Source organism: Spirosoma sp. 48-14 (assembly GCF_001898575.1).
Taxonomy (GTDB): domain Bacteria; phylum Bacteroidota; class Bacteroidia; order Cytophagales; family Spirosomataceae; genus Spirosoma.
Map to the genome: position 1 here is coordinate 281,133 of NZ_MKUD01000001.1, position 22,365 is coordinate 303,497.

Below are 22,365 nucleotides of genomic sequence, written 5' to 3' on the forward strand. Positions count from 1 at the left end.
CTCATAAATTCCCAGCAACCAATTCACCTTCCTTGGCCTGTGTTTTCTGTGTATCAGTAAACAGCAGCACAAACAGAATCAGCACGACAGCGGCAATACCGGCCGGAACCAGCCATACGTTTAGCCAGTCTTTGGTGCCATCGGGCCGGGTGTACATGTCCAGCACAATTCCCGAAATCTTGGAACCAATACCCATTCCAATTCCGTAGGTAGCAATGGAAATGAGCCCCTGTGCCGACGACTTGATTTTTTCACCCGCCTTGTTGTCGGTATAAATCTGTCCGGTCACGAAGAAGAAATCGTAACATACGCCGTGTAGCACAATCGCGATGTAAAGCATCCACTCGGAGGAGACATCACCATAGCCGAAGCAGATGAACCGAACTATCCAGGCAACCAACCCAACAATCAACATCTTCTTAACGCCTAGCCGACTAAAAGCCAGTGGAATGAGCAGCATAAAAATCACTTCCGACGCCTGCCCCAGCGACATCTTGTTCTCGACGTTCTGCATACCGCCATCGGTGAGCGAAGGGTTAGCCATGGCGTAATAGAACGAAAGAGGAATACAGATCAACACCGACGATAGGAAGAAAATGGCAAACGAACGATCTTTAAAGAGTTTGAACGCATCCAGCCCCAGTATCTGTGAGAACGAGGTGGATGTGGTTGCTTTGGGGGGTGTATCGGGCAGAAAGAATGCCAACACACCCAGTACAACGGCTGAATACATCGACAGTTGGAAAATCGTCACCTTATCGCCAAATCCCAGAAACCCTACAATGTTTGTAACAACAATCCAAGCAACTGTACCAGACACCCGGATAAATGGAAATGCATCTTTATTATTACTGACTGGGGAAAAGACAATAAATAATCCACCAGCTAAAATGATTCCTAAGGGCAACCATGTAGCAACTGGATTATTGCTAAACTGGTCAGAGATAAATTTAAAATATACAAGGGCTACCCCTCCCACTATAAGCAATAAACTACCAACGATCTTTAACCATTTATAAGAACCGTCATTGTCCAGATGAGTAAATGCAATAGATGAGGTCAGCGCCAGGGTCGGAGCAAACGTAAGGCAGTACGCCAGAATCAGGTAGAAAAACTGACCAGGGTCAGTGTTCTGGGTAATAAAGTATAAAACGACAGCGCCAAGCAGGTTTAGCACACCCAGCACTTTCTGAGCCGCAAAGTACCGGTCGGCAATCATCCCGACGAAGAAAGGCGCAATGATCATGGCCAGCGAAAAGGCGGCATACGCATTACCTACCTGATCGCCAGAGGCATGTAATTCGGTTAAAAGGTATTTACTCATCTGACCGTACCAGGCTCCCCACACAAAAAACTGGAGGAACATCATGACGGAAAGTTTGACGCGGGTCGTAGGCGACATTGTAGGTTTTTAAAATTTAAGGTTTCAACCGATGAAGGTAGCCAACAGCCGTCAGCCCTGCAAGCCGATAGACCGCGAAAGTTGCCGACTATGCAATAATGTATCCGTTTCTCTTTCGTTATAACGAAACTCGTACATACTTTCTGCACCAGAGGTCTATCTTTGGCGTAATTTCTGACTAAACTAGTACATGAAAACACAACTGAAAACCCTTATTGCCCTGGTGGCATTTCCGGCCTTAACTTTCGCCCAGACAGCCGATGAAGTTATCGATAAAAACATCGCGGCTTTAGGTGGAGCCGACAAAGTAGCTGCCGTCAAGACGCTGCAATACGATCAAAGCCTGAGCATCATGGGTATGGATATGACAGGCAAAACCTCCATTGTTGTCGGCAAATCGATGCGTCAGGATATTTCGATAATGGGCCAGCAGGTAACAAACGTAGTTGACGGAGACAAAGGTTGGACGATTAATCCCATGCAGGGGGGCTCAACGCCGACGGCTCTTCCCGACGACCAGGTAAAAATGCAGAAAGGGAATGCCAACGTGATGGGTGCTGACTTATTGACGGCCAAAGCGCAAAAATACCCGGTTGAATTTGTCGGCAAGGAAAAGCAGGGCGATAAAGATGTCTACAATCTAAAAGTAACTCGTCCTGAAGGTGTTGCCAATTACTATGTCGATGCATCGACCTACCAGATTACCGGGATGAAAGCCACCGTCAGTGTGCAAGGCCAGTCGGGTGATATAAAACTAAAATATGGTGGTTACAAAACGATCGATGGTCTTACTATTCCAACCACCATCGATATGGAAACCCCAGGCGCTCCCGGACCGATCACCATAACGGTATCCAATATTGCTTTCAATCCAACCATCGATCCAACGATCTTTGCTATGCCTACTAAGTAAAGCAAGCCAGACTGATAGCCAATAAATCGTATATCAAGTGCAACAAAAAGGAGACGTATGAAATGCGTCTCCTTTTTGTTTAACCAAATATTCATCGGCAATCATTCGCCTTTACCATAGGTAATGTCGATATTTGAGAATCATCAACCTGATTCTCATGAAACCAGCAACATTACTTGCTATTACTGGTCAAGCCTTTGCGTTACTATTCAGCGGTACAATTGTACAGGCCCAGACTCTTTCGGGATTTACCTCTACCCGCCAGGCAACTCAAATCAAGCTTGAATCGGACTTTAAGACCAAACAATCGTCAGCAGCTTTTAAGAACCACCTCGAAAAACTAAGTAGTGTTCCCCACATTACGGGTACGAAGGAGAACGAGCAGGTGCGTGACTACATTGCCGAAACCATGCGTAAAGCAGGCTGGCAGGTTGATATTTACCCCCATGATGTGCTGTTACCCAAAGGTCCGGGTGAGATTGCCGTTGAACTGGTCGAACCGATTCGCCAACCCTTGAACATCCGGGAATACCTGTTCAAAGAAGATAAATACAGTACCGACCCGCGTCTGACACCCGGTTATAATGCCTGGTCGGGTTCGGGCGATGTAACGGCCGAAATCGTATATGCCAACTACGGCCGAAAGGAAGATTTTGAGCAGCTGAAAGCGATGGGCATTTCGGTGGCGGGTAAAATCGTACTGGCTCGTTATGGTGGAAATTTCCGGGGGTATAAGGCCCAATGGGCGCAAGCTGCCGGAGCCATTGGCGTTATCATTTTCACCGACCCTGCCGACTCAGGCTATATGCGTGGCCTAACCTTTCCCGAGGGCCCTTATTATAGCGAAAGCGTGATTCAGCGGGGCTCATTATTGACTACGCCCTACACAGGCGATCCGCTGACACCGGGCGAACCATCCCTGCCGATGGATGATAAAAACACCCCCAAACGGCTCGATCAGAAAGATGTTGCTTTCCACAAAATCCCCGTAACGCCCCTACCCTATGGTTCGGCTACCGAAATCCTGAAACGGATGACAGGAACGCAGCCTGTTCCGGCAGGTTGGCAGGGCGGTTTACCCTATACCTACCGACTCGAAGGAGGTAATAGCCTGAAAGTCCGACTGATGGTTAAGCAGGAAAAAACCATCCAGCGAATTTATCAAGTCGTTGGTACATTGACCGGAGCCGAATTTCCCGACGAATGGATTATTGCCGGTTGCCATTATGACGCCTGGTCGTATGGAGCTACTGACCCCAATTCGGGTACAGCTATGCTGCTCAGTATGACCGAATCACTTGGAAAGTTGGCGAAGGCCGGACAACGACCACGGCGAACAATCAAGGTCTGTCACTGGGATGCAGAAGAACCAGGCGTAATTGGTTCTGCTGAATGGAGCGAGCAGTTTCGGGATGAGCTAACCCAAAAAGCCGTTGCCTACATGAACTACGATGCCGCAGTTTCGGGTCGGCGGTTTGGGGCCAGTGCGTCGCCTTCCATGAAGAAGTTAATTATTGAAGCCACTCAGTCGGTACAATACCCCGATTCGAACAAAACCGTTTATCAGCACTGGCTAAGCCATACAGCGGCTGGTAATCCAACGCGTGTTACGGGCTCTTCGGCACCGGCTATGCTGGCAGGTGAACCAACGATTGGTAATCTGGGTGGGGGCTCCGATCACATTGCTCCCTACATGCATATTGGCATTCCGGCACTCAGCGCCGGTACAGAAGGTCCGACACTGTACCACTCCCAATACGACGATCTATATTTCTACGACAAATTTGCCGATCCGACCTACAAAATGGGGCCAATGATGGAGCAGGTTGTTGGCACCATGACCCTTCGTCTTGCCAATGCCGACCTGGTCCCCTACGATCTGGCCCGGTATCCGGCTGATCTGGAAGTCCATTTAAAAGCGGCTGAAAAAGCCATTCAAGCCTATTCGCCAACGTATTCAATCGCCCCTTTACTGAATGCCGTTGCTGAGCTGAAAAAGAATGCGGACGCTTGCGAAACGGCCCGGCAAACCTACCTGAAATCGGGCCGGACCGATAAGCTAGTGGAGCTAAACAAAGAGTTACGCATGCTGGAGCGGTCGTTTATCGATCCAAAAGGCAACGCCTTTGGCGGCTGGTATCGCTCGTTGTATGCTTCTTCCGATCCGTACAGTGGCTATGCCTCCTGGATGTTGCCAGGGCTGCTATATGAAGCGTCGTTGAAGTCTACGGCCAATTTACCTGATCTGGAAGCGCGCTATAAAAAAGCGATTCAAACGCTAAGTGATAAACTGTTAGTACTCTCCCAGGGCATGGGCGCTCCTGCCAGCGTCGGTAGTGGTAAGGAATGATAATAGAATCAACCAACTTCCCGAAAGGTCAGACTTTTCGGGAAGTTTATTTAACAGGATTGACCGGCACAGAAGGCTCTTTAAACCGATTTAACGGCTGGTTTAGCGTGCTCCGGCTTCAGGACGACTACATCGCGGACCGTACCACCCGAGTTTATCTTATCGACCATCTTATCCAGCAAAGGCCCTGCCCATTCAGGAATATATTTGTCGGTGGTCTGGATGAGCACCTTAGGAAAATCATATAGGGATCGACCCAGTCCAAACTGAACAGCACAGCGTTTCATGGCATCGCTGATACCACCTTTGACAGGTTCAACTACTGTGCGGCTAGCTCCGTCTGTTTTTCGAACGATTTCACCACCGGGCAATACAACCGTGATGGTACACAAAAAGCCCCCGTCAATTTCCTTGATTTCATTCTGCCAGCCCGCCCAGCCAAATTGCTCGTCGAACCGTTGCATGACACAACGGTTAGTAATATACGGCACGACGACTATTTTCTGGCCGTCTTTGGTCTGGCTCTGTACACGCCACTCAATTTCCTGCACCGTCAGTGGGGCATTTAATACGCTTAAATCCATTTGATTGTTGTTTACTTTTCACTTACTCCACCAACTTCAGCAACTCGTTAAGCTTTAATAGAGGCAGAGCAATTTAAGCCGCTAACTGCCAACGGACTTCCGTCACTTGCGATAGTAAATCCTGCAAGTCCGCATGAAGTCGCTGCCTAATCTCCTGAAACTGTTCGATCATAAAGGGATTGCCATCTTCGACTCTCTGATGCCTACGAATAGCCTCATTCATACGCTTTATCTGCTCAAGCGTATGAAACAACTGTATTTCCAATTCATCATTGATCTCCATAGTCAAATTGCAATTCTATAATTCCCTTGGGCCGTTTTTTTCGATCAGTCCTCAGAAAGTGATACCAATCTAACTCATCTGCCCGACTAATTTCATACTTCTTGTGGTCAGCCGGAAATGCTTCTACAAAATAACAATCTATCCTACCTATCCATTCTTCTTTTAGCCGCTTTAGTCGATCTAAGACCCCACCAAACTCAGTATAAGGCACAAAAATAATTACATCGATATCGCCCGGCTGCTCTTGTTCACTAATAAAACTACCATCAACCCATTGTCGATGATTAACTTGTAAAACATTGCGTAACGTACTCAGAAAAAGTTCGTAGTCAGTCAATAATTGACCTCGGTGAACACCTTGCCCAAAAGTTTGTGCAAACATTAGCCAACTCACCGAAACAACATCATAAGGTTGTAGATAGCCATTTCGATCAAATTTCAATAACTCCTCTTCCATCATTCCACCAACTTCAGCAATTCGTTAAGCTTTAATAGCGCTTCGATGGGCGTAAGTCGGTTGACGTCGATCGCCCGAAGCTTTTCCTTGATGGCTTCTGACCTCGGATCGCCCGATTCGATGATCCGCAGGGCCAGTTCGCGTTCCTGGGGTACGGCTTCCCGAATCTTTTCCCGATTCGTTTCGCGCCCATGCGAGGATTCCAGTTGCTTCAAAATCTCGTTGGCCCGACTAACTACTTGTGCAGGCATACCGGCCATCTGCGCTACGTGAATCCCGAAACTGTGCTCCGATCCGCCCTCTTTCAGCTTACGAAGGAAAATAACCTTGTTTCCCATCTCCTTCACCGCCACGTTGTAGTTTTTGATCCGGTGGTTATCCGTAGCCAGATCATTCAGTTCGTGATAGTGTGTGGCAAACAGGGTTTTAGGTCGGCAGTCGGTTTTGTTATGCAGGTATTCGGTGATGGCCCAGGCGATTGATACACCATCGTAGGTACTCGTACCACGCCCGATTTCATCCATTAGCACCAGGCTTCGCTCGCTCAGGTTATTCAGAATACTAGCCGTTTCGGTCATCTCGACCATAAACGTGCTTTCGCCCCTCGACAGGTTATCGCTGGCGCCTACCCGCGTAAAAATCTTATCGATGATCCCGATTTCAGCCATTGATGCTGGCACAAAACTACCCGACTGCGCCATCAGTACAATCAGAGCGGTTTGCCGCAGCAACGCCGATTTACCAGCCATGTTTGGCCCTGTAATGATGATGATTTGCTGGGTTTCATCATCCAGATAAATATCATTCGGAATATACGGTTCGCCGGGCGGTAATTGCTGCTCTACAACTGGATGGCGACCGTCTCTGATGCTCAGCACCTTACTTTCGTTGATCTGCGGACGAACGTATTTATTTTTCACCGCAATCCGGGCAAACGACGACAGTACATCCAGCACCGAGAGTACACGGGCGTTTTGCTGAATGGCCCCCACATACTCGCCAGCCGCCATAATCATTTCGTTGAACATCCGGGCTTCGATCTGAAAAATCTGCTCCTCGGCATTCAGGATTTTATCTTCGTATTCCTTTAATTCAGGGGTAATGTATCGTTCGGCATTTACCAGCGTCTGTTTCCGGATCCAGTCGTCGGGCACCCGGTTCTTGTGGGCGTGCGTCACTTCAAGGTAATAGCCAAACACTTTATTATAGGCCACCTTGAGCGAACTTATGCCTGTTCGTTCTACCTCACGTTCCTGAAGTTTCAGCAGGTAATCCTTGCCCGAATAGGCTATTGCCGTCAGTTCGTCCAGTTCAGGGTTTATACCAGGTTTAATCATGCCTCCCTGGTTCGAAAGCGTTGGCGGATCTTCACGCAGTTCGGCCTCGATCCGGTCAAGCAGAAACGCTACGGGATTGAGCTGATCCGCATACTTTTTCAGCGAAGGTGACTCCGTCTGACTTAATGCGGTAATCAGCAATTCTTTGATCGGCAAAACGTGCTGCAACGACCGTTTCAGTTGCAATAGCTCTCTTGGATTAATCCGTCGAACAGCCACTTTGGAGACCAGCCGCTCCAGATCGCCAATCTGCCGCAAATGATTTACCAGCGTATCGGTCAGATCGAGTTCATTCACAAGCAGTTCAACCATGCTGAGCCGCTCGTCGATCAACGCTTTTTCTTTCAGGGGTAAACTTAGCCACTTACGCAGCAAACGAGCCCCCATTGGCGTAACGGTCTGATCAAGAATCTGGATGAGTGGAACGCCCCCTTCCTGCTGCGCTGCTGTCAGTTCAAGGTTGCGAATAGTGAATCGGTCGAGCCAGACATAGCGATCCTCTTCGAGTCGCGTTACGCGAGTAATATGCTGAAGGTCTTTGTGTTCCGTTTCATTCAGGTAGTGAAGAATCACCCCGGCCGCTACAATCCCGTCGGGCAGCCCTTCAATACCAAAACCCTTCAACGAGGTAGTCTGAAAATGTTGTTTTAGAAAATTGTAACCAAAATCGTAGGTAAAAGCCCAGTCTTCGAGGGTAAAGGTGTGAAACTTATCGCCAAACAAAGCCCCGAACTCCTGTCGATTACGCTTGCAATATAGTACTTCCGACGGATTGAAACTTTGAAGTAATTTATCGACGTAAGCCGCATTACCCTGCGAAGCCAGAAACTCACCCGTCGAAATATCCAGAAATGATACCCCAAACTGATCATCTGGATGACTAGCCCCGCCCTTCCCAAAATGAACAGCAGCGAGGTAGTTGTTGCGCCGGGTATCGAGCACATTATCGTTGAAGGAAACGCCGGGCGTTACCAGTTCTGTAACCCCTCGCCGTACAATCCCTTTAGCGAGCGCAGGGTCTTCCAATTGGTCGCAAATAGCCACACGTTCACCCGCCCGAACCAGCTTAGGCAGGTGGGTATCCAGAGAATGATGAGGAAAGCCCGCCAGTTCTTCGTTGGAGCCACCATTGTTCCGTTTGGTAAGCGTAATACCCAGAATTTTACTGGTTTTTACCGCATCTTCGCCGAAGGTCTCGTAGAAATCACCGACCCGAAAGAGTAATAATGCACCGGGATATTTGGCTTTAATCTGATTGTATTGGCGATTGAGAGGGGTTTCGTTCTTCTTCGTTTGTGGCTTTGCGGCACTAGCGGTTTTCACTGATTTCTATTGGATTGTACTAAACAAATCTACAAAGATCTGGTGACATTTATACTACATAACAGGCAAACAAATGCTTGCTAAGAGCTTAATTTTGCGGTTTACGTTTATTGTAAAGACGCTTTATGCTACCTCGCAAACTCTCGCTCGATGAATTGAACCGCCTGTCGGTCGATGATTTTAAACAAGCCGAAAAATTTCCATATTGCCTGATTCTGGATGATATACGCAGTCTTAACAATGTAGGTTCGGTTTTTAGAACGGCCGACGCGTTTCGGGCTGAAAAACTCTACCTATGTGGCATAACGGGCCAACCTCCCCACCGCGATATAACCAAAACCGCTTTAGGGGCTACGGAATCGGTAGACTGGCATTACACAACCGATATCGTTAGCCTAATCAGGCAATTACGAACAGATGGCTGGCTAATTGTTGCTGTCGAACAAGCCGAAGGGAGTATATTATTGACAGATTTTTCCCCTAATAAAAACAAACCATACGCTTTTGTGTTGGGTAATGAGGTAACGGGCGTCCGGGACGATGTGGTGCAACTAGCCGATATCGTATTGGAGATTCCACAATTTGGCACGAAACACTCGCTCAATATTGCCGTGACCGCAGGCATTATTTGCTGGGATTTCCTGCAAAAAAGCCGATGAAAACTTACTATTGGTTTTTTGACTGTCCCAAGAATTCCGTATTTATTTGTACATTTTTATTCTACCAGATCACATGGCAAACAAAACCCTAAAAACCAAACAGAAGTCACTGGCTTCCGAGATCGTTAGTACGATTGAAACCAAACTGAATGAAGCTGGCGAAGCCACCAAGAAAATGAAAAAGTCCATCGAGAAATCGGCGGACAAACTAGCTAAGAAGCTCGCTAAATTGATGCATAAAGCTGAAAAGAAAGCGGCTAAACCAGCAAAAAAAGCGAAGAAGACAGCAACAAAGGCCAAAAAGAAACTCGTAAAAGCAGAACAGAAGGCTGAGCAAACCGTAGCAAAAGCCGTTGAAACGGTAACTAAAACAGCTACGACCGCAGCAGCAAAAACTACGAAGCCTGCTCCAAAACCAGCTACGGCTAAAAGCACCTCACCTCGAACTCCACGAAATACGCCAGCTAAGACGGCCACTACCAGCACACCAGCACCTGCTGAACCAGTCGCTGACAACGCCTGATTAGTTTCGCTATTTTATACTGTTTCTTAAAAGCCCATCTATTGTGGGCTTTTTATGTTAAAAACTATTGCTTTTTAGGGTATTTTATTGTGACATTTACATTACTGCGTCGTCCATGTATCACTACCGGGCTTCACCTTTTACTAAACCATAAAAGGAATTCAGCAGTATGCCACCACGTTCAACCTCTTATCTACTGCTCGCGCTTGCTGTCTTGCTGTTACTTATAGTAGTTAGCCTGATGTATAGTAGTTGGTCAGTAGCCCATGAAAACCCGCAAACTATGAACTCAGTTTTGGAGGGAGTGACTCTTGTTACGCTGTTTCTGGTACTGCAGGGACTCATTGGCTTTACAATCTGGTGGTTTTTACAACAGCGACAACGCCCACCAGCCCAGACTGAGGTTTTACATTCTATTGTCCATGAATTTCAAACGCCTATTTCGGCAATTCGCATGGCGGTCGATATTCTGGAGTCACCCATTGCCCGAAATCATCCTGAGCGGACGGAGAAATACGTTCGAATAATCCGGGAAGAAACCGAGCGACTTCAACATCAGGTCGAAACCATGCTGACGCTGGCACGGGCGGACCGAAATACATTGGTACTAAACCCCGAACCCGTTCATATACAGCACCTTCTCCAGTCAGTGGCCGAGCGGCATGGCGACTATTTAACTTTGCAATTAGTGGCTAAAGACACATATATTCTAGCAGATCGGCTTCACTTGACCAATGTGCTTTACAATCTGTTGGATAACGCGATCAAGTACAGCGCTGACGACCCGGCTATTACCTTGCTGACTAAAGCCGATACGGATGGCCTGACGATTACAGTTAGGGATAAGGGAGTAGGGATTCCACCCAAGTTAGTGGCGCAAATCTTCCAGCCTTTTTTTCGGGTACATGACCGTAATCAGCCCAGTGTAAAAGGATTTGGCTTGGGCTTAAGTTACGTACAGCGAATTATACAGGCACATAACTGGAGCATTTGGGTAAAAAGCGCCGTGGGCCAGGGGAGCGAATTTATGATTCAGATACCCCCAAAATCAATTCTGCCCTCAACAGAGCAAGGGCAGATAACAGATTCTAAAAAGGCAGACTAATAGTATCAGGTGGGCTCATGCAAAAGCAATAGGCATCAGCCCACCTGACATCTAAAAAGTTATTTGGCGTTTACAGCCTGAGCGGCCTTCGTTACTTTCATTACACCGTTCATAATGCGCCAGTGTCCGGGAAATGTACACACAAACGGATAGTCGCCTGGAGTAGCCGGAGCGGTGAATTTCAGCCGATAGGTCTGGTCGGGATTCACTAAGGGAGTAGCCACAATCACCTGCGGAACCGAAGGGACGTAGTTCTTTTCAGCCCCATCTTTTGCCGTAATGAGCTTGTCGGCAGCGGCCCCAATAATCTCCATACTTTTAGGCTTACCAATCACCAGGTTATGCTGCATGGCGTCGGGATTTTCCAGAACGATTTCGACCTGTTTACCCGCCGTAACTGTAAATTCCTTCTTATCATACCGCATCTCTTCGCGAACCGTTTTGATTCGTACGACCTCTACATTCGGGTCAACAGGCTCAGCTTTGGTGATTCCCCACAATTCGTACAGGCGATTCAGGCGGCTGCTATTATCAGCAGATACCGAATTGTTCAGACTCGCCAGAAATGACTTATCGGCTTCCTGAACTGAGGCTTTCTGGCGAGGATTCCAGCCTTCGGCTACGCCTTTCACAATAGCCTCTTTTTGGGTAGCATCCAGCTTTTGTGTCTGTTTCAGCAAAGCAACTACGTCGTCGATAGGCGCAACGGATGCATAGCTACGGATGGCCCGTTCAAGCGCATAGGCACTCAGACTCTGGGGAGCGCGATAGGTAAGCGCAACCGTAGCGTTATTGTTCTGTTCATTGCTTTCGGCAATAACATTCTCCCGGTCAAGCATTGCAGTGATCGCATACTGGCCCGCCCGCTCGAATTGAACGGACATATCGCCCACCCAGGGACCATTGTTCGATTTGCTGATGGTGACAGTTTCGCCAGGCTTAATACCCGTGTTATGTGTTACGCTGACAAAATCGATTTTCGGTCCATCCAACGCCCCCTTAGGCCCTTCGATCCGAACCGACAAAGGAATAGGTGTTCCCTCTGGAACGGCTACTCCTCCCGCATTCATCACATCGACAAACACTAAGGCCCGTTCGCGAACTAAAGGCGATTCGGGCGTGGTACGAATGGCCTTAATCACCAGATCAGGTTTATCACTGGCCGAGGCAGTAATCGGAGCAGACTGCTTTGGAGCGGTTGCCGCTGTATGATCATGCTGGCTCATATCATGTGCCTGCTGGCCATGTCCGGCCTCGGAAGTGGCTAGTTGAGACAGGTATGTTTTCAGCAATCGGCCATCATTCGCTGTCAGCGCACAGGCAAACGCATCGGGTAACCAGCGATCGTTTGTTTCGGTAGCTTTCGCCAGACGGGTCAGAATCGCATTATCTACTTCGGAGGACGACGGAGCCTGCGACAACGCTAACAACGAATTTAGCACTACCAGTGGCTCTTTATCCTGCAGAAGGTTATTTTGTAAAATGGCCTGAGCAGCCACAGAAGCCGGCATCACCTGAATGGCGGCTTTACGCACAGCCGAAGCAGGATGCTTAAGAGCACCAGTTATGGCCTGCATCACATCGGGCTGATTGGTTGCACCCAGCCCCTGCAATGTCCATAAAGCGTGAATCGCTGCGGGGTTATTACCAATTTCATCCAGCGACTGATCGTTTACCAACGCAATAAGCTTCGGCACAACATCTTTGTTTGTCCGCTCAATCAGCAACCGCTGAGCCGTCATCCGCCAGAACATGTTTGTGTTTTTCAGCGCAGCCATCAGCTCGTCGGGGCGATCTTTGCTCAAAGCCATTGGGGTATAGGCAGGGGCGTTTTTGTAGGCAACCCGGTAAATCCGACCATGGGTAAAATCTCGTAATGGCGTCTCGTAGGCATTTCCGGAACCGTTACTAGCGCCTTTAGGCGTCGGGTTGTGCTGAATAATGAAGCTGTACCAGTCAACTACCCAAACAGCTCCATCGGGACCTACTTCGGCAAAAACCGGTGCAAACCACTCATCGGCACCTGCCATCAGGTTAAATCCGTCAACATCTTCGTAGTCGGTACCCGACTTTTTCATCACATTCTGGTGCAGAATATGCCCCGTTGGCTCCGATACAAACGCAACCTTATTCCAATACTGCTGCGGGAAAGCACGGGCCGTATAGAAATTGTGCCCAGCAGCAGCCGTAAACCCACCGAATACATCCACCTGCCTTACTTTGGGCGTAATGGGTTTCATGTCTTTATGGGTGTCGGTACTGCGGCTGCCATTTTCGCGCAGATGCGGTGCTCCATGAAAATACTGGTTCGGAATAGCCATATACCAACCGTGCGAATTATTGGCTGTCGAGCCGAAAATATCGCCGGTTTCGGTAAAACCTAGCCCCCAGGTATTGTTGGATGTAGCCGTTACATATTCGAGTTTCGACCCATCGGGTTTAAACCGGAAGAAACCCTGGCTAAACTTGACACTGTCGGCACCGAACTTACCTTTAAAGCCCGAATACCCAACACTGCCCCAAATCCAGTTATCAAACCCATAATGCAGGTTGCTGGGTCCGGCATGCGTATCGAACGTACCAAAGCCTGTAAAAAGAATTTTCTTCACATCGGCTTTATCATCGCCGTTGGTATCCTGCAAAAACAGCATATGTGGTGCCTGCGAGACGTACAGACCACCGTTGGCAAACACCATTCCAGTTGGGATACTGAGGCCCTCAGCAAAATTGGTGAACTTATCGGCCTTGCCATCTTTATCGGTATCCTCGCAGATAACGATGTAATCCGAACCACCTTCAGGCTTGCGCTCGTTCGGGTAATCTTTGGTAATCAGTACGAACAATCGACCGCGTTCGTCCCAGCTCATGGCAATCGGGTGCATCACGTTAGGCTCATGGGCAAACAGTTCGAGCGTAAAGTCGACGGGCACCTGAATATGCTTCATTGACTCTTCGGGCGAAAGAGGCTCCTGTTCCAACTGAGCACCGGGCCGTTTTTCGTAGTTCGGCAGGTTCGCTTCATGATAGGCAAACGGCTGAGGTTTCAGGTCGTCGTGGAGTTTCTTTACCTTGTCGCCCACTGCCCAGAGAATCCCCCGCTCCAACAATTGCTGAAAACCAGGTTGGCTCCAGGTACGCTCGTCATGTCCGTAGGCGGTGTAAAATACCCGGCCCTTGCCGTACTGACGCGTCCAGGTGTAGGGCTCTTCGGTTTGCCCCGGCTTATCTTTGGCCTGATCGGCTTTAATATCCCGTACAGCCAGCACATTATTGTCGGGCTGTAAATGACTGTGCAGATAGGTTTCGTCATAGGCTTTGAACGACGATAGACCCGCTACGATCGGATTGTTTGGCTGCGTAAAACGCGTCTGGATGGTATCCATCCGATGCCGCCAGAACTGACCACCCACTACCTTATCGACATACTCTGGCGAATTCCGGAAGCAGTAGGATGCACAGTGTACCGGGATCAGTCCGTGTCCCGACGATACATACGACAATAATGCCTGTTCCTGCGGCTTGGGAATACTATCCCAGTTGGCAAAAATCAATAGACCGTCGTACTTGTTCAGATTCTCGGTATTGAGGTCTTCAAGCTTATCGGTATAGGTAATGTTGATACCCTTGTCGCCGAGAGCCGCCATCAGTTGAGGCACGCGCTCGCTCGGTCGGTGGTGACCATTATCACCCAGAAATAGAATTTCGGTCCGACGCGGACGGTCGTTACCCGATGCTCCGCCGGTCTGTCGAACAGAGGTTTGTGAGGACGATTGGCGAGCACACTGGGCAAGTGCGACTACGACCCCAACAGCGATAAGTAGTTTTTTCATGATTACCAAAGGAAAAGGTAATGAGCAATGGATAATGAATAATGTAGAATGAATAATGTAGAATGAATAATAGAAGGATTTCCCCTATATTTTCCATTCTACATTATTCATTCTACATTATTCATTTAGTTGAAATCAGGCAGTTGAATGAGCTTGCCACCCTGTAGCGCCGACTCATGCGCCAAAATTCCCACGCTGGTCCAGTTAGCCGACTGAGCCGCGTTGGGGAATGGATCGCGGTCTTCAATAATGGCCGATACAAACTCATGCACCATATGCGGGTGCGATCCGCCATGACCACCTCCCTGCGTAAACGACAGGTGTTGCTGCTCATCGGCATCGTAAACGCCTTTGGTCGTAAATCGCTGGATAGGTTCGGGCAAGTAATGTGCATAATCGGGCACCGTTACTTTCTCGGGAATCTCCGGTTCCGGTTTTTTGGCGGTATGAATCACAGGAAGTTCGTCCTCGATTAACTGCCATTCAAACGACTTCTTATCGCCATATACTTCAAAACTTTCCCGGTACTGCCGCGCTACATCAAATAACGACCGATAGACGTAAGCTGATAAGTCGCTGTCTTTAAATTTAATATGCGCCGATTCGACCGCAAAGGGCGAGTTATGAATTTTGGCCAGCTCTTCCCGAATCGTGCCCGATCCAAAACAGGATACATATTCAGCCTCCAGCTTAAGCAAACCAGCTACAGGCCCTACACAGTGCGTAGCATAGTGCATCGGTGGCAAACCAGGCCAGTAATCCGGCCAACCGTCCATGTCCTGTTGGTGGCTGGCTTTCAGAAACTGAACTTTCCCCAGCTCGCCTTTTTCATACAGCTCCTTGACAAACAGGAACTCGCGGCTATACACCACCGTTTCCATCATCATGTATTTCTTACCCGACTCTTTGGTAGCCTTCACGATCTCCATACAGTCCTCAACGCTTGTCGCCATTGGCACTGTACAGGCAACGTGCTTACCGGCTCGTAAGGCTTTCAGGCTTTGTTCGGCATGATTCGGAATAGGTGAGTTGATGTGTACAGCATCGACAGCCGGATCGGCCAGCAATTCATCAAAACTACTATAGCGTTTCTCAATGCCATACGCGTCGCCAATCTTGTTCAGACTTTCGACGTTACGCTGACAAATAGCGTACATATTGGCGTTCGGATGCCGCTGATAAATTGGAATAAATTCGGCCCCAAATCCCAGGCCCACAATGGCGATGTTAATCATTTTAAAGAGCGAAAGAATGAAAGAGTGAAAGAGCGAAGTAAAGAATTCGGAGTAAAAGGCCGTTCAGACAGGAAGGCTCTTTCGTTCTTTCATTCTTTCGCTCTTTAAAAATTTTAGTCCATCAACGGCCAATTGCTCAGGTGAGTCGAACATGGGCCGGAAAATATGCGTGGCGGCTGCGAGTTCAGGTGGATTCGGCCCAAACGCTTCGATGGCAATTGGCCCTTCGTACCCCACTTCGTCAAGCACGTTAAATACGTCAGTGAAATTAATATGTCCCCGGCCCGGTGTGGAGCGATCGTTTTCCGAAATCTGAATATGCACCAGATAAGGAGCGCATTTACGTAAGGCATCACCAATGTTTTTCTCCTCCATATTGGCATGGAATGTATCGAAAGCCGCCTTGCAATTGGGATGATTGACGTCTTCAACGTAACGAACAAGCTCGTCGGCACAGGTCAGCAGATACGTCTCAAAGCGATTCAGGTATTCCATAGCCAGCATTACCCCTTTGGTTTGAGCATACTTGGCCACCTCACGCATACCTTCTACCGACCAGTTCCATTCTTGCTGGGTCGCGGGCTTACCCGTAAAGGTTTTAAAGCCAGCATAAAATGGTCCCATCAAAATAGTGGCCCCTACAGCGGCTGTACAATCGACAATTTGCTTCAGGTATGCAACACCGGCCTGACGAACAGCATCATTAGGACTGATGAGACTGAATTCTGAACTACAAAGTGTACACGCCTGAACACCTAAACCCAACTCGGCTAGTTGCTCCCCTAATCGCTGCCACTTTTCCAGGTTGACATCATTGATCGGAATCTCGACAAAATCAAACCCACTCGTTTTCAGGAATGACAGCGTATCGGACAAATCTTCGTCCATGGTCATTGTCCAGACAAACAAGTTCATTCCTAGCTTATTCATATTTGGTCTGTAAAAATTTACACAAATCTATTCAGTACTGAACCGTTTATCTCCGCTTTTATTAGCCAATTATGACTTTATTTTTACATAAATCAGAAAAAATGGGCAACATTTGTGTTAAAAAAGGAACAATGCCATGAAACAGCCCCTACGCAAAGACCTGGAACCCGTTGCGGCTTCATTCATCGTTAAAGAACTGGTAGAATCTCATTTCGACCCGAACTGGCATTTTCATCCACATTATCAGTTATTTCTGGTCGAGGAGGGTACTGGCACCCGATTTATAGGCGATTCAATTAAACCATTTGGCCCTGGCGATCTGGTTTTTCTGGGGCCCAACTTACCACACCTCTGGCGTAGCGATCAGGTTTATTTCAGCAAGCAATCCGACCTCATCACAAAAGGAATTGTCGTCTATTTTGCCGATGATTTTCTGGGAAGTGATTTTTTAAAAAAGCAGGAGATGAATCTGCTGCGTCAGTTACTCAACAATGCCCGGCAGGGTCTTGAGTGGACGGGTCCAACCCGCTCTTACGCTGAGATGGCTCTTCGTAATCTGGCGGCACAGGGTGTAGGCTTTGAGCGTATATTAAGTCTGTTGACGTTGCTCAATCGATTGTCGCAGGCGACCGACCACCGATTTCTGACAAGCTCAGGCTACACGAATACCGTAAAACCATCCGAAACAGACCGAATGCAACTAGTCCACGATTATGTTCTGGATCATTTCCCGGACGAAATCAGTCTGGATACAGTATCCGATCTGGCTGGTATGACACCTCCAGCGTTCTGTCGCTATTTTAAAGCCCGTGCCAACAAAACCTTTTCTGAATTTGTCTCCGAGGTTCGGATCGGCCATGCCTGTAAATTGCTTATGGCCGGGAAGCTGAACATTACACAAATCAGCTTCGAGAGTGGATTTAGAACCCTCTCTAATTTCAACCGACAATTCAAGTTTATTACAGGCCAAACCCCTTCGTCGTATGTGAGAACCTACCGAGACCTCTAATTAGTAGTCATTATAGCTTTTTTTGCTACTTTGCGAGCCTATGAAGTCTCGCTACAAATCGCCTTCCATCAGTCAATACGACAAAATTGTGAAGGAAAATTTAGAAGCAGCGATCCCAGCGCTGATTGAACGGCTATTAGATATTCACCCCATTGAATCCGTCGAATTACCTGACGATCTACAACATACAAAAGAACGTAAGCCTGATGCGCTCAAGCGCATTCGCGACCGTAATGGAAACATATTCGTGCTTCACCTGGAGTTTCAGGTAGCAGATGACCCGGATATGATCTACCGCATGGGCGACTATTGTGTCATGTTGGCGCGTGCTTATCGGCTTCCCATTCGACAATATGTACTATATATGGGCAGTAAACTACCTAAAATGGCCTCAGAACTAAACACCGGAGACTCCGTTTTTCGGTATCATTTACTGTCATTCCAGCAGTATTCGTATAAACTGTTTTTGAATTCTGATAAACCAGAAGAGATTCTATTTGCATTATTAGCCGATTTCGATGCGCAATCACCCCAGGTTATTCTGGAACAGATGGTCAATCGAATTTACGAAACGACAACTGGCTCGCTTGCATTTGAGCGATACATAAGCCAATTGCGGGTTTTAGTGCAACTTCGTAAATTACAACCCAATTTAGAGCTAGTTATGGAAAAGTTAACACAGTATTTTAAAGAACAAGAGGATCCATTTTTCCAGAAAGGCCAGCGCCTTGGCTTTACGCTCGGTCTTGAAAGTGGCAAAAAAGCAGGGTTGGAGCAAGGGAAAAAGGAAGGGTTGGAGCAAGGGAAAAAGGCGGGACTGGAGCAGGGGTTAGAAGAAGGTAAAAAGCAGGGGAAGCGGCTAATTATTTTAAATCTGCTCACTCAAACCCAATTCTCGGTAGCCGAAATCGCCCAGTTGACCGATACTTCCAATTCCTTCGTACAAAAGATCAAAAAAGAAATGGGTGCATAACCCGTAGGATGCACCCATTTGAGAAATCTATACAATGTATAAAGCTTAATAGGCAGCCGAAGCGTCAGCTGATTGCCGTACGTTGACGCCTTCCAGAATAAAGGAGATTAAATCTTCATTCAACCGATCTTTTTCGGTCATAAATATGCCGTGTGGGGCACCATCATAGACAATATACTGAGCCGTAGGCAGTGCATTCGCTGTTCGCTCGCCCGAAGCTTCAATGGGTACCGTCTTATCCGAGTCGCCATGAATAACCAGAGCCGGTACTTGAATCTGAGCCAGATCGTCCCGGAAATCAGTCATGGCAAACGCCTTTGCACATTCGACCGTAGCCCGCTGCGAGGCTACATAAGCCCTGGCAAAATCACCATCCAGATGAGCCTGACTAACGGGCTTGCTAATCAGATTGACCCCATAAAACTGTTTACCGAAGGTTTGCAGGAAATCGGCCCGATCTTTTTGTAGACCATCCAGAATTTCGTCAAATACACTCTGATCTACCCCATCCGGATTGTCATCTGTTTTCAGCAAATAAGGTGTTACGGCACTTACAAATGCGACTTTTGCCACGCGTGCTCCACCATGCCGACTCATATAACGAGCTACTTCGCCCCCACCCATCGAAAAGCCAACGAGGGTCACATTTTTCAGATCTAATTCATCGAGAACCGCCTTCAGATCGTCGGCCATTGTATCGTAATCATACCCATCCCAGGGTTGCGACGATTTACCAAAGCCGCGACGGTCGTAAGCGACCACCCTTATGCCATGAGCAGGTAGTTCGGCCAACTGATAGTCCCACATTTCGTGGCCTAATGGCCAGCCGTGGATTAACACCACTGGAGTTCCAGACCCTAAATCCTGATAGAAAAGTTTAACGTCATTGCCGGACGAATCCGTACCTGCTTTGATGTAGCTCATAACGTAATCAAATTTGTTGAGTTTATCGATTAATTAACTAGAGAACTAACTACAGCTACGAAGAATAGTTTGTCTCGGATTTTTGTTCAATCGATTTTCAGCAACACCTTATCCAGTGGCCATGAACCTATCCATACCAACAGGTACACTAACAGATCTACAACAGTACGCCCTGAAAAACCTCATCAAGCCGAGATACAGGCTTAACATTGATTTTATAGTCTTTTGTATCGAGCCCTTTCATGTTGTATTTGGAAATAAATATTTTCTTGAAGCCCAACTTCTCGGCTTCGGCAATGCGCGATTCAATCCGGCTGACAGCACGTACTTCTCCACCCAGGCCGACTTCGGCCGCAAACGCAACCGAGGGTGAAATGGCAATATCTTCGTAGCTTGATACAACTGCTGCACAAACGGCTAAATCGATGGCTGGATCTTCGACGCGCAACCCACCCGCAATATTCAAAAACACATCCTGCTGACCCAGCCGGAAACCTCCGCGCTTTTCCAGAACAGCCAGGAGCATGTTGAGTCGTTTGGCATCGAACCCTGTACTACTCCGTTGCGGAGTGCCATAGGTTGCTACACTCACCAGAGCCTGGGTTTCGATCATTAATGGCCGATTTCCCTCCAGCATGGAGCCGATGGTCACGCCACTCAAGGCTTCATCACGCTGTGAAATCAGAATTTCAGACGGGTTGGTTACCTGACGAAGTCCCGTACCGAGCATTTCGTAAATACCCAGTTCATCGGTGCTGCCAAAGCGGTTTTTAGTAGTTCGCAAAATTCGGTACGTTGTATGGCGGTCTCCTTCGAACGTCAGTACCGTATCGACCATGTGTTCCAGTACTTTAGGCCCAGCCAGCGAACCTTCTTTGGTAATGTGGCCAATCATAAACACCGGCACAGCACTTTCTTTGGCATACTTCATCAGTTCAGCCGTGCATTCGCGCACCTGCGAAACACTCCCCGCCCCCGACTCAACCAACGACGACTGCATCGTCTGAATGGAATCGATAATCAGCACATCCGGCTCAAAGTGCTCTACCACCCGAAAGATATTCTGTGTGGATGTTTCCGACATGACATGGCAGTCGCTGGTGGGGGCATCCAAGCGCTCTGCCCGCATTTTTATCTGTTGCTCGCTTTCTTCACCCGATACATACAGCACGCGCATACCCGTCAGGCTCAGGGCAATTTGTAATAGGAGTGTCGATTTACCAATACCGGGTTCACCGCCAATCAGCACCAGCGAACCCGGTACGATGCCACCGCCTAATACCCGATTCAGCTCAGCATCGGTCGTACGAACACGCGGTTGCTCTTCGTAGTTGATGGCATGAATTGCTTTGGGCTTAGCAGCCACTTTTATATTACCCGGCCCCGACGATGGGCTTCGCCAATTGCCTTTCTCGGGTTCGTCTTTCTGGACGAGTTCTTCAACAAAGGTATTCCATTCGCCACAGGAGGGGCAGCGTCCGAGCCATTTGGCTGACTGAAGACCACAACTCTGACAGAAATAGGTAGTTTTTAACTTAGCCATCTTTTGGAGAAACGGTAAACAATATGGCCTAATCAGCGGTTGGATATCGGAACTGATTAAACCTTTTCGGCAACAAGTTATCCAACCCGCAACGGGAATTTTAGGGATAACTGCTTACTAATATCAACGCCATTCACTCAAAATTAGTTGGCTTTTTGTACCGCAATAAACCGATTTCCGTTAATCAGACAGTACAATCATTTTACAACCAGCTATGAACAAAATCCTGCTTTTCGTTTCACTGACTCTACTGCCCGCCTGTGTATTTGCTCAGGGCTTTCAATTTGGTATCAAGGGGGGCGTAAACCTCTCTAAACTTAGCTTTGGCAACTTTGTGTCGACCGGAAGTAATTCGAATGGATCGCCTAGTGTGAGTGTGGATGGCCAAACCTTCCGCAACAATTTAAATGCGAGTCTGGATAGCCGCACTGGCACCTCCTTCGGTGTTTATGCCCGTATTGGTAGCAATCTATTTATCCAGCCCGAGCTTTTGTATTCAACCCGTGCTGGTTCGTTCGACGTCATTCGGAATGGGCAAACGGAAACCGTTACCGTGAAAACAACCACGTTCGATGTACCTGTTCTACTAGGTATTAAAGGAGGCCCTATTCGGGTGGTAGCTGGCCCCGTGGCTTCGTTCCGCATAAATGACAACCAGTCATTAGGCCAGGCAGTAAAGCAATATACCAACGGAACCCTGAACGATGCCTGGTCGCAGGCATACTATGGCTATCAGGTAGGCGGTGGCCTCGATATTGGTTCTTTCGGACTTGATGTTCGTTACCAGGGGAATATAACCGAAATTGCCCAGATTAAAGACAACTCGTCCCAGTTTAGTCAGGGGATGAAAACCTGGCAAATCACGCTCGCATTCAAAATAATATAACAGAAGCTAGTAGATTATAGAAAAACAAACCGTTGCTGTCCGCCCGATCGGGTTTGCAGCAACGGTTGTTTTTTTCAATTAACCCACTAAATACGTACA

General features: G+C 48.0%; 18 protein-coding genes. 8 read left to right on the forward strand and 10 right to left on the reverse strand.

Annotation, left to right across the window (positions count from 1 at the left end; genetic code table 11):
- Position 1: 1 nt before the first annotated feature.
- Positions 2–1,402, reverse strand: coding sequence for an MFS transporter (locus BGO59_RS01080; protein ID WP_293679273.1), 1,401 nt, complete (start codon positions 1,400–1,402; stop codon positions 2–4).
- A 190-nt stretch (positions 1,403–1,592) separates the two neighbouring features.
- Between BGO59_RS01080 and BGO59_RS01085 the strand changes: the two genes are divergently transcribed.
- Both BGO59_RS01085 and BGO59_RS01090 read left to right on the forward strand, forming a co-directional pair.
- Positions 1,593–2,315 carry a DUF4292 domain-containing protein gene (locus BGO59_RS01085; RefSeq protein WP_293679275.1) on the forward strand — a complete coding sequence of 241 codons (723 nt, stop codon included), beginning with the start codon at positions 1,593–1,595 and terminating at the stop codon, positions 2,313–2,315.
- Between the two features lie 157 nt (positions 2,316–2,472).
- Complete coding sequence (locus BGO59_RS01090; RefSeq protein WP_293679277.1) at positions 2,473–4,665, forward strand: M28 family peptidase; 2,193 nt, start codon at positions 2,473–2,475, stop codon at positions 4,663–4,665.
- Between the two features lie 80 nt (positions 4,666–4,745).
- Here the strand turns inward: BGO59_RS01090 and BGO59_RS01095 are convergent, their stop codons facing one another.
- The 4 genes from BGO59_RS01095 to mutS form a co-directional block, all read right to left on the reverse strand.
- On the reverse strand, positions 4,746–5,249 hold the full coding sequence (locus tag BGO59_RS01095; protein WP_293679279.1) for a Rad52/Rad22 family DNA repair protein: 504 nt from the start codon (positions 5,247–5,249) through the stop codon (positions 4,746–4,748).
- 73 nt (positions 5,250–5,322) lie between these two features.
- The gene (locus tag BGO59_RS01100) at positions 5,323–5,532 is read right to left on the reverse strand and encodes a hypothetical protein (protein WP_293679281.1); all 210 of its coding nucleotides are present in this window, start codon (positions 5,530–5,532) and stop codon (positions 5,323–5,325) included.
- On the reverse strand, positions 5,519–5,992 hold the full coding sequence (locus BGO59_RS01105) for a hypothetical protein (protein ID WP_080058131.1): 474 nt from the start codon (positions 5,990–5,992) through the stop codon (positions 5,519–5,521). Before BGO59_RS01105 ends, BGO59_RS01100 begins: the two co-directional genes overlap by 14 nt.
- The gene (mutS, locus tag BGO59_RS01110) at positions 5,989–8,649 is read right to left on the reverse strand and encodes a DNA mismatch repair protein MutS (RefSeq protein ID WP_293679284.1); all 2,661 of its coding nucleotides are present in this window, start codon (positions 8,647–8,649) and stop codon (positions 5,989–5,991) included. Before mutS ends, BGO59_RS01105 begins: the two co-directional genes overlap by 4 nt.
- Positions 8,650–8,774: 125 nt before the next feature.
- Here mutS and BGO59_RS01115 point away from each other — a divergent pair, with 125 nt between their 5' ends.
- From BGO59_RS01115 to BGO59_RS01125, 3 genes are all read left to right on the forward strand, one after another.
- Entirely contained in the window at positions 8,775–9,308 is a 534-nt protein-coding gene (locus BGO59_RS01115; RefSeq protein ID WP_293679286.1) for an RNA methyltransferase, read from the forward strand.
- Between the two features lie 73 nt (positions 9,309–9,381).
- Positions 9,382–9,831, forward strand: a complete 450-nt coding sequence (locus BGO59_RS01120) for a hypothetical protein (protein WP_293679288.1) — start codon at positions 9,382–9,384, stop codon at positions 9,829–9,831.
- A 283-nt stretch (positions 9,832–10,114) separates the two neighbouring features.
- On the forward strand, positions 10,115–10,936 hold the full coding sequence (locus BGO59_RS01125) for a HAMP domain-containing sensor histidine kinase (RefSeq protein ID WP_293679290.1): 822 nt from the start codon (positions 10,115–10,117) through the stop codon (positions 10,934–10,936).
- Positions 10,937–10,995: 59 nt separating this feature from the next.
- Here the strand turns inward: BGO59_RS01125 and BGO59_RS01130 are convergent, their stop codons facing one another.
- The 3 genes from BGO59_RS01130 to BGO59_RS01140 all read right to left on the reverse strand — a co-directional run bounded on the left by BGO59_RS01130 (position 10,996) and on the right by BGO59_RS01140 (position 16,931).
- Positions 10,996–14,766: a PVC-type heme-binding CxxCH protein gene (locus BGO59_RS01130; protein ID WP_293679292.1), complete on the reverse strand. Its 3,771-nt coding sequence runs from the start codon at positions 14,764–14,766 to the stop codon at positions 10,996–10,998.
- A 125-nt stretch (positions 14,767–14,891) separates the two neighbouring features.
- Entirely contained in the window at positions 14,892–16,001 is a 1,110-nt protein-coding gene (locus tag BGO59_RS01135; protein WP_293679294.1) for a Gfo/Idh/MocA family oxidoreductase, read from the reverse strand.
- A 63-nt stretch (positions 16,002–16,064) separates the two neighbouring features.
- Positions 16,065–16,931, reverse strand: coding sequence for a sugar phosphate isomerase/epimerase (locus BGO59_RS01140; RefSeq protein WP_293679296.1), 867 nt, complete (start codon positions 16,929–16,931; stop codon positions 16,065–16,067).
- A 136-nt stretch (positions 16,932–17,067) separates the two neighbouring features.
- On the opposite strand from BGO59_RS01140, the gene BGO59_RS01145 reads away from it, so the two are divergent.
- The gene (locus BGO59_RS01145; protein WP_293679298.1) at positions 17,068–17,940 is read left to right on the forward strand and encodes an AraC family transcriptional regulator; all 873 of its coding nucleotides are present in this window, start codon (positions 17,068–17,070) and stop codon (positions 17,938–17,940) included.
- 40 nt (positions 17,941–17,980) lie between these two features.
- On the forward strand, positions 17,981–18,913 hold the full coding sequence (locus BGO59_RS01150) for a hypothetical protein (RefSeq protein WP_293679300.1): 933 nt from the start codon (positions 17,981–17,983) through the stop codon (positions 18,911–18,913).
- 45 nt (positions 18,914–18,958) lie between these two features.
- Here BGO59_RS01150 and BGO59_RS01155 read toward each other — a convergent pair whose 3' ends face one another.
- Positions 18,959–19,837, reverse strand: a complete 879-nt coding sequence (locus BGO59_RS01155; RefSeq protein WP_293679302.1) for an alpha/beta hydrolase — start codon at positions 19,835–19,837, stop codon at positions 18,959–18,961.
- A 157-nt stretch (positions 19,838–19,994) separates the two neighbouring features.
- On the reverse strand, positions 19,995–21,380 hold the full coding sequence (gene radA / locus BGO59_RS01160; RefSeq protein WP_293679304.1) for a DNA repair protein RadA: 1,386 nt from the start codon (positions 21,378–21,380) through the stop codon (positions 19,995–19,997).
- 214 nt (positions 21,381–21,594) lie between these two features.
- Between radA and BGO59_RS01165 the strand changes: the two genes are divergently transcribed.
- On the forward strand, positions 21,595–22,266 hold the full coding sequence (locus BGO59_RS01165) for an outer membrane beta-barrel protein (protein WP_293679306.1): 672 nt from the start codon (positions 21,595–21,597) through the stop codon (positions 22,264–22,266).
- Positions 22,267–22,365 lie beyond the last annotated feature (99 nt).

Excerpts from the sequence above, each read along its gene's own strand:
- BGO59_RS01135 (WP_293679294.1), bottom strand. The coding sequence starts at position 16,001 with ATGATTAACATCGCCATTGTGGGCCTGGGATTTGGGGCCGAATTTATT.
- BGO59_RS01120 (WP_293679288.1), top strand. The coding sequence starts at position 9,382 with ATGGCAAACAAAACCCTAAAAACCAAACAGAAGTCACTGGCTTCCGAG.
- BGO59_RS01125 (WP_293679290.1), top strand. The coding sequence starts at position 10,115 with ATGAACTCAGTTTTGGAGGGAGTGACTCTTGTTACGCTGTTTCTGGTA.
- BGO59_RS01155 (WP_293679302.1), bottom strand. The coding sequence starts at position 19,837 with ATGAGCTACATCAAAGCAGGTACGGATTCGTCCGGCAATGACGTTAAA.
- BGO59_RS01100 (WP_293679281.1), bottom strand. The coding sequence starts at position 5,532 with ATGGAGATCAATGATGAATTGGAAATACAGTTGTTTCATACGCTTGAG.
- BGO59_RS01165 (WP_293679306.1), top strand. The coding sequence starts at position 21,595 with ATGAACAAAATCCTGCTTTTCGTTTCACTGACTCTACTGCCCGCCTGT.
- BGO59_RS01115 (WP_293679286.1), top strand. The coding sequence starts at position 8,775 with ATGCTACCTCGCAAACTCTCGCTCGATGAATTGAACCGCCTGTCGGTC.
- BGO59_RS01130 (WP_293679292.1), bottom strand. The coding sequence starts at position 14,766 with ATGAAAAAACTACTTATCGCTGTTGGGGTCGTAGTCGCACTTGCCCAG.
- BGO59_RS01095 (WP_293679279.1), bottom strand. The coding sequence starts at position 5,249 with ATGGATTTAAGCGTATTAAATGCCCCACTGACGGTGCAGGAAATTGAG.
- BGO59_RS01090 (WP_293679277.1), top strand. The coding sequence starts at position 2,473 with ATGAAACCAGCAACATTACTTGCTATTACTGGTCAAGCCTTTGCGTTA.
- BGO59_RS01140 (WP_293679296.1), bottom strand. The coding sequence starts at position 16,931 with ATGAATAAGCTAGGAATGAACTTGTTTGTCTGGACAATGACCATGGAC.
- BGO59_RS01105 (WP_080058131.1), bottom strand. The coding sequence starts at position 5,992 with ATGATGGAAGAGGAGTTATTGAAATTTGATCGAAATGGCTATCTACAA.
- radA (WP_293679304.1), bottom strand. The coding sequence starts at position 21,380 with ATGGCTAAGTTAAAAACTACCTATTTCTGTCAGAGTTGTGGTCTTCAG.
- BGO59_RS01080 (WP_293679273.1), bottom strand. The coding sequence starts at position 1,402 with ATGTCGCCTACGACCCGCGTCAAACTTTCCGTCATGATGTTCCTCCAG.
- BGO59_RS01150 (WP_293679300.1), top strand. The coding sequence starts at position 17,981 with ATGAAGTCTCGCTACAAATCGCCTTCCATCAGTCAATACGACAAAATT.
- BGO59_RS01145 (WP_293679298.1), top strand. The coding sequence starts at position 17,068 with ATGAAACAGCCCCTACGCAAAGACCTGGAACCCGTTGCGGCTTCATTC.
- BGO59_RS01085 (WP_293679275.1), top strand. The coding sequence starts at position 1,593 with ATGAAAACACAACTGAAAACCCTTATTGCCCTGGTGGCATTTCCGGCC.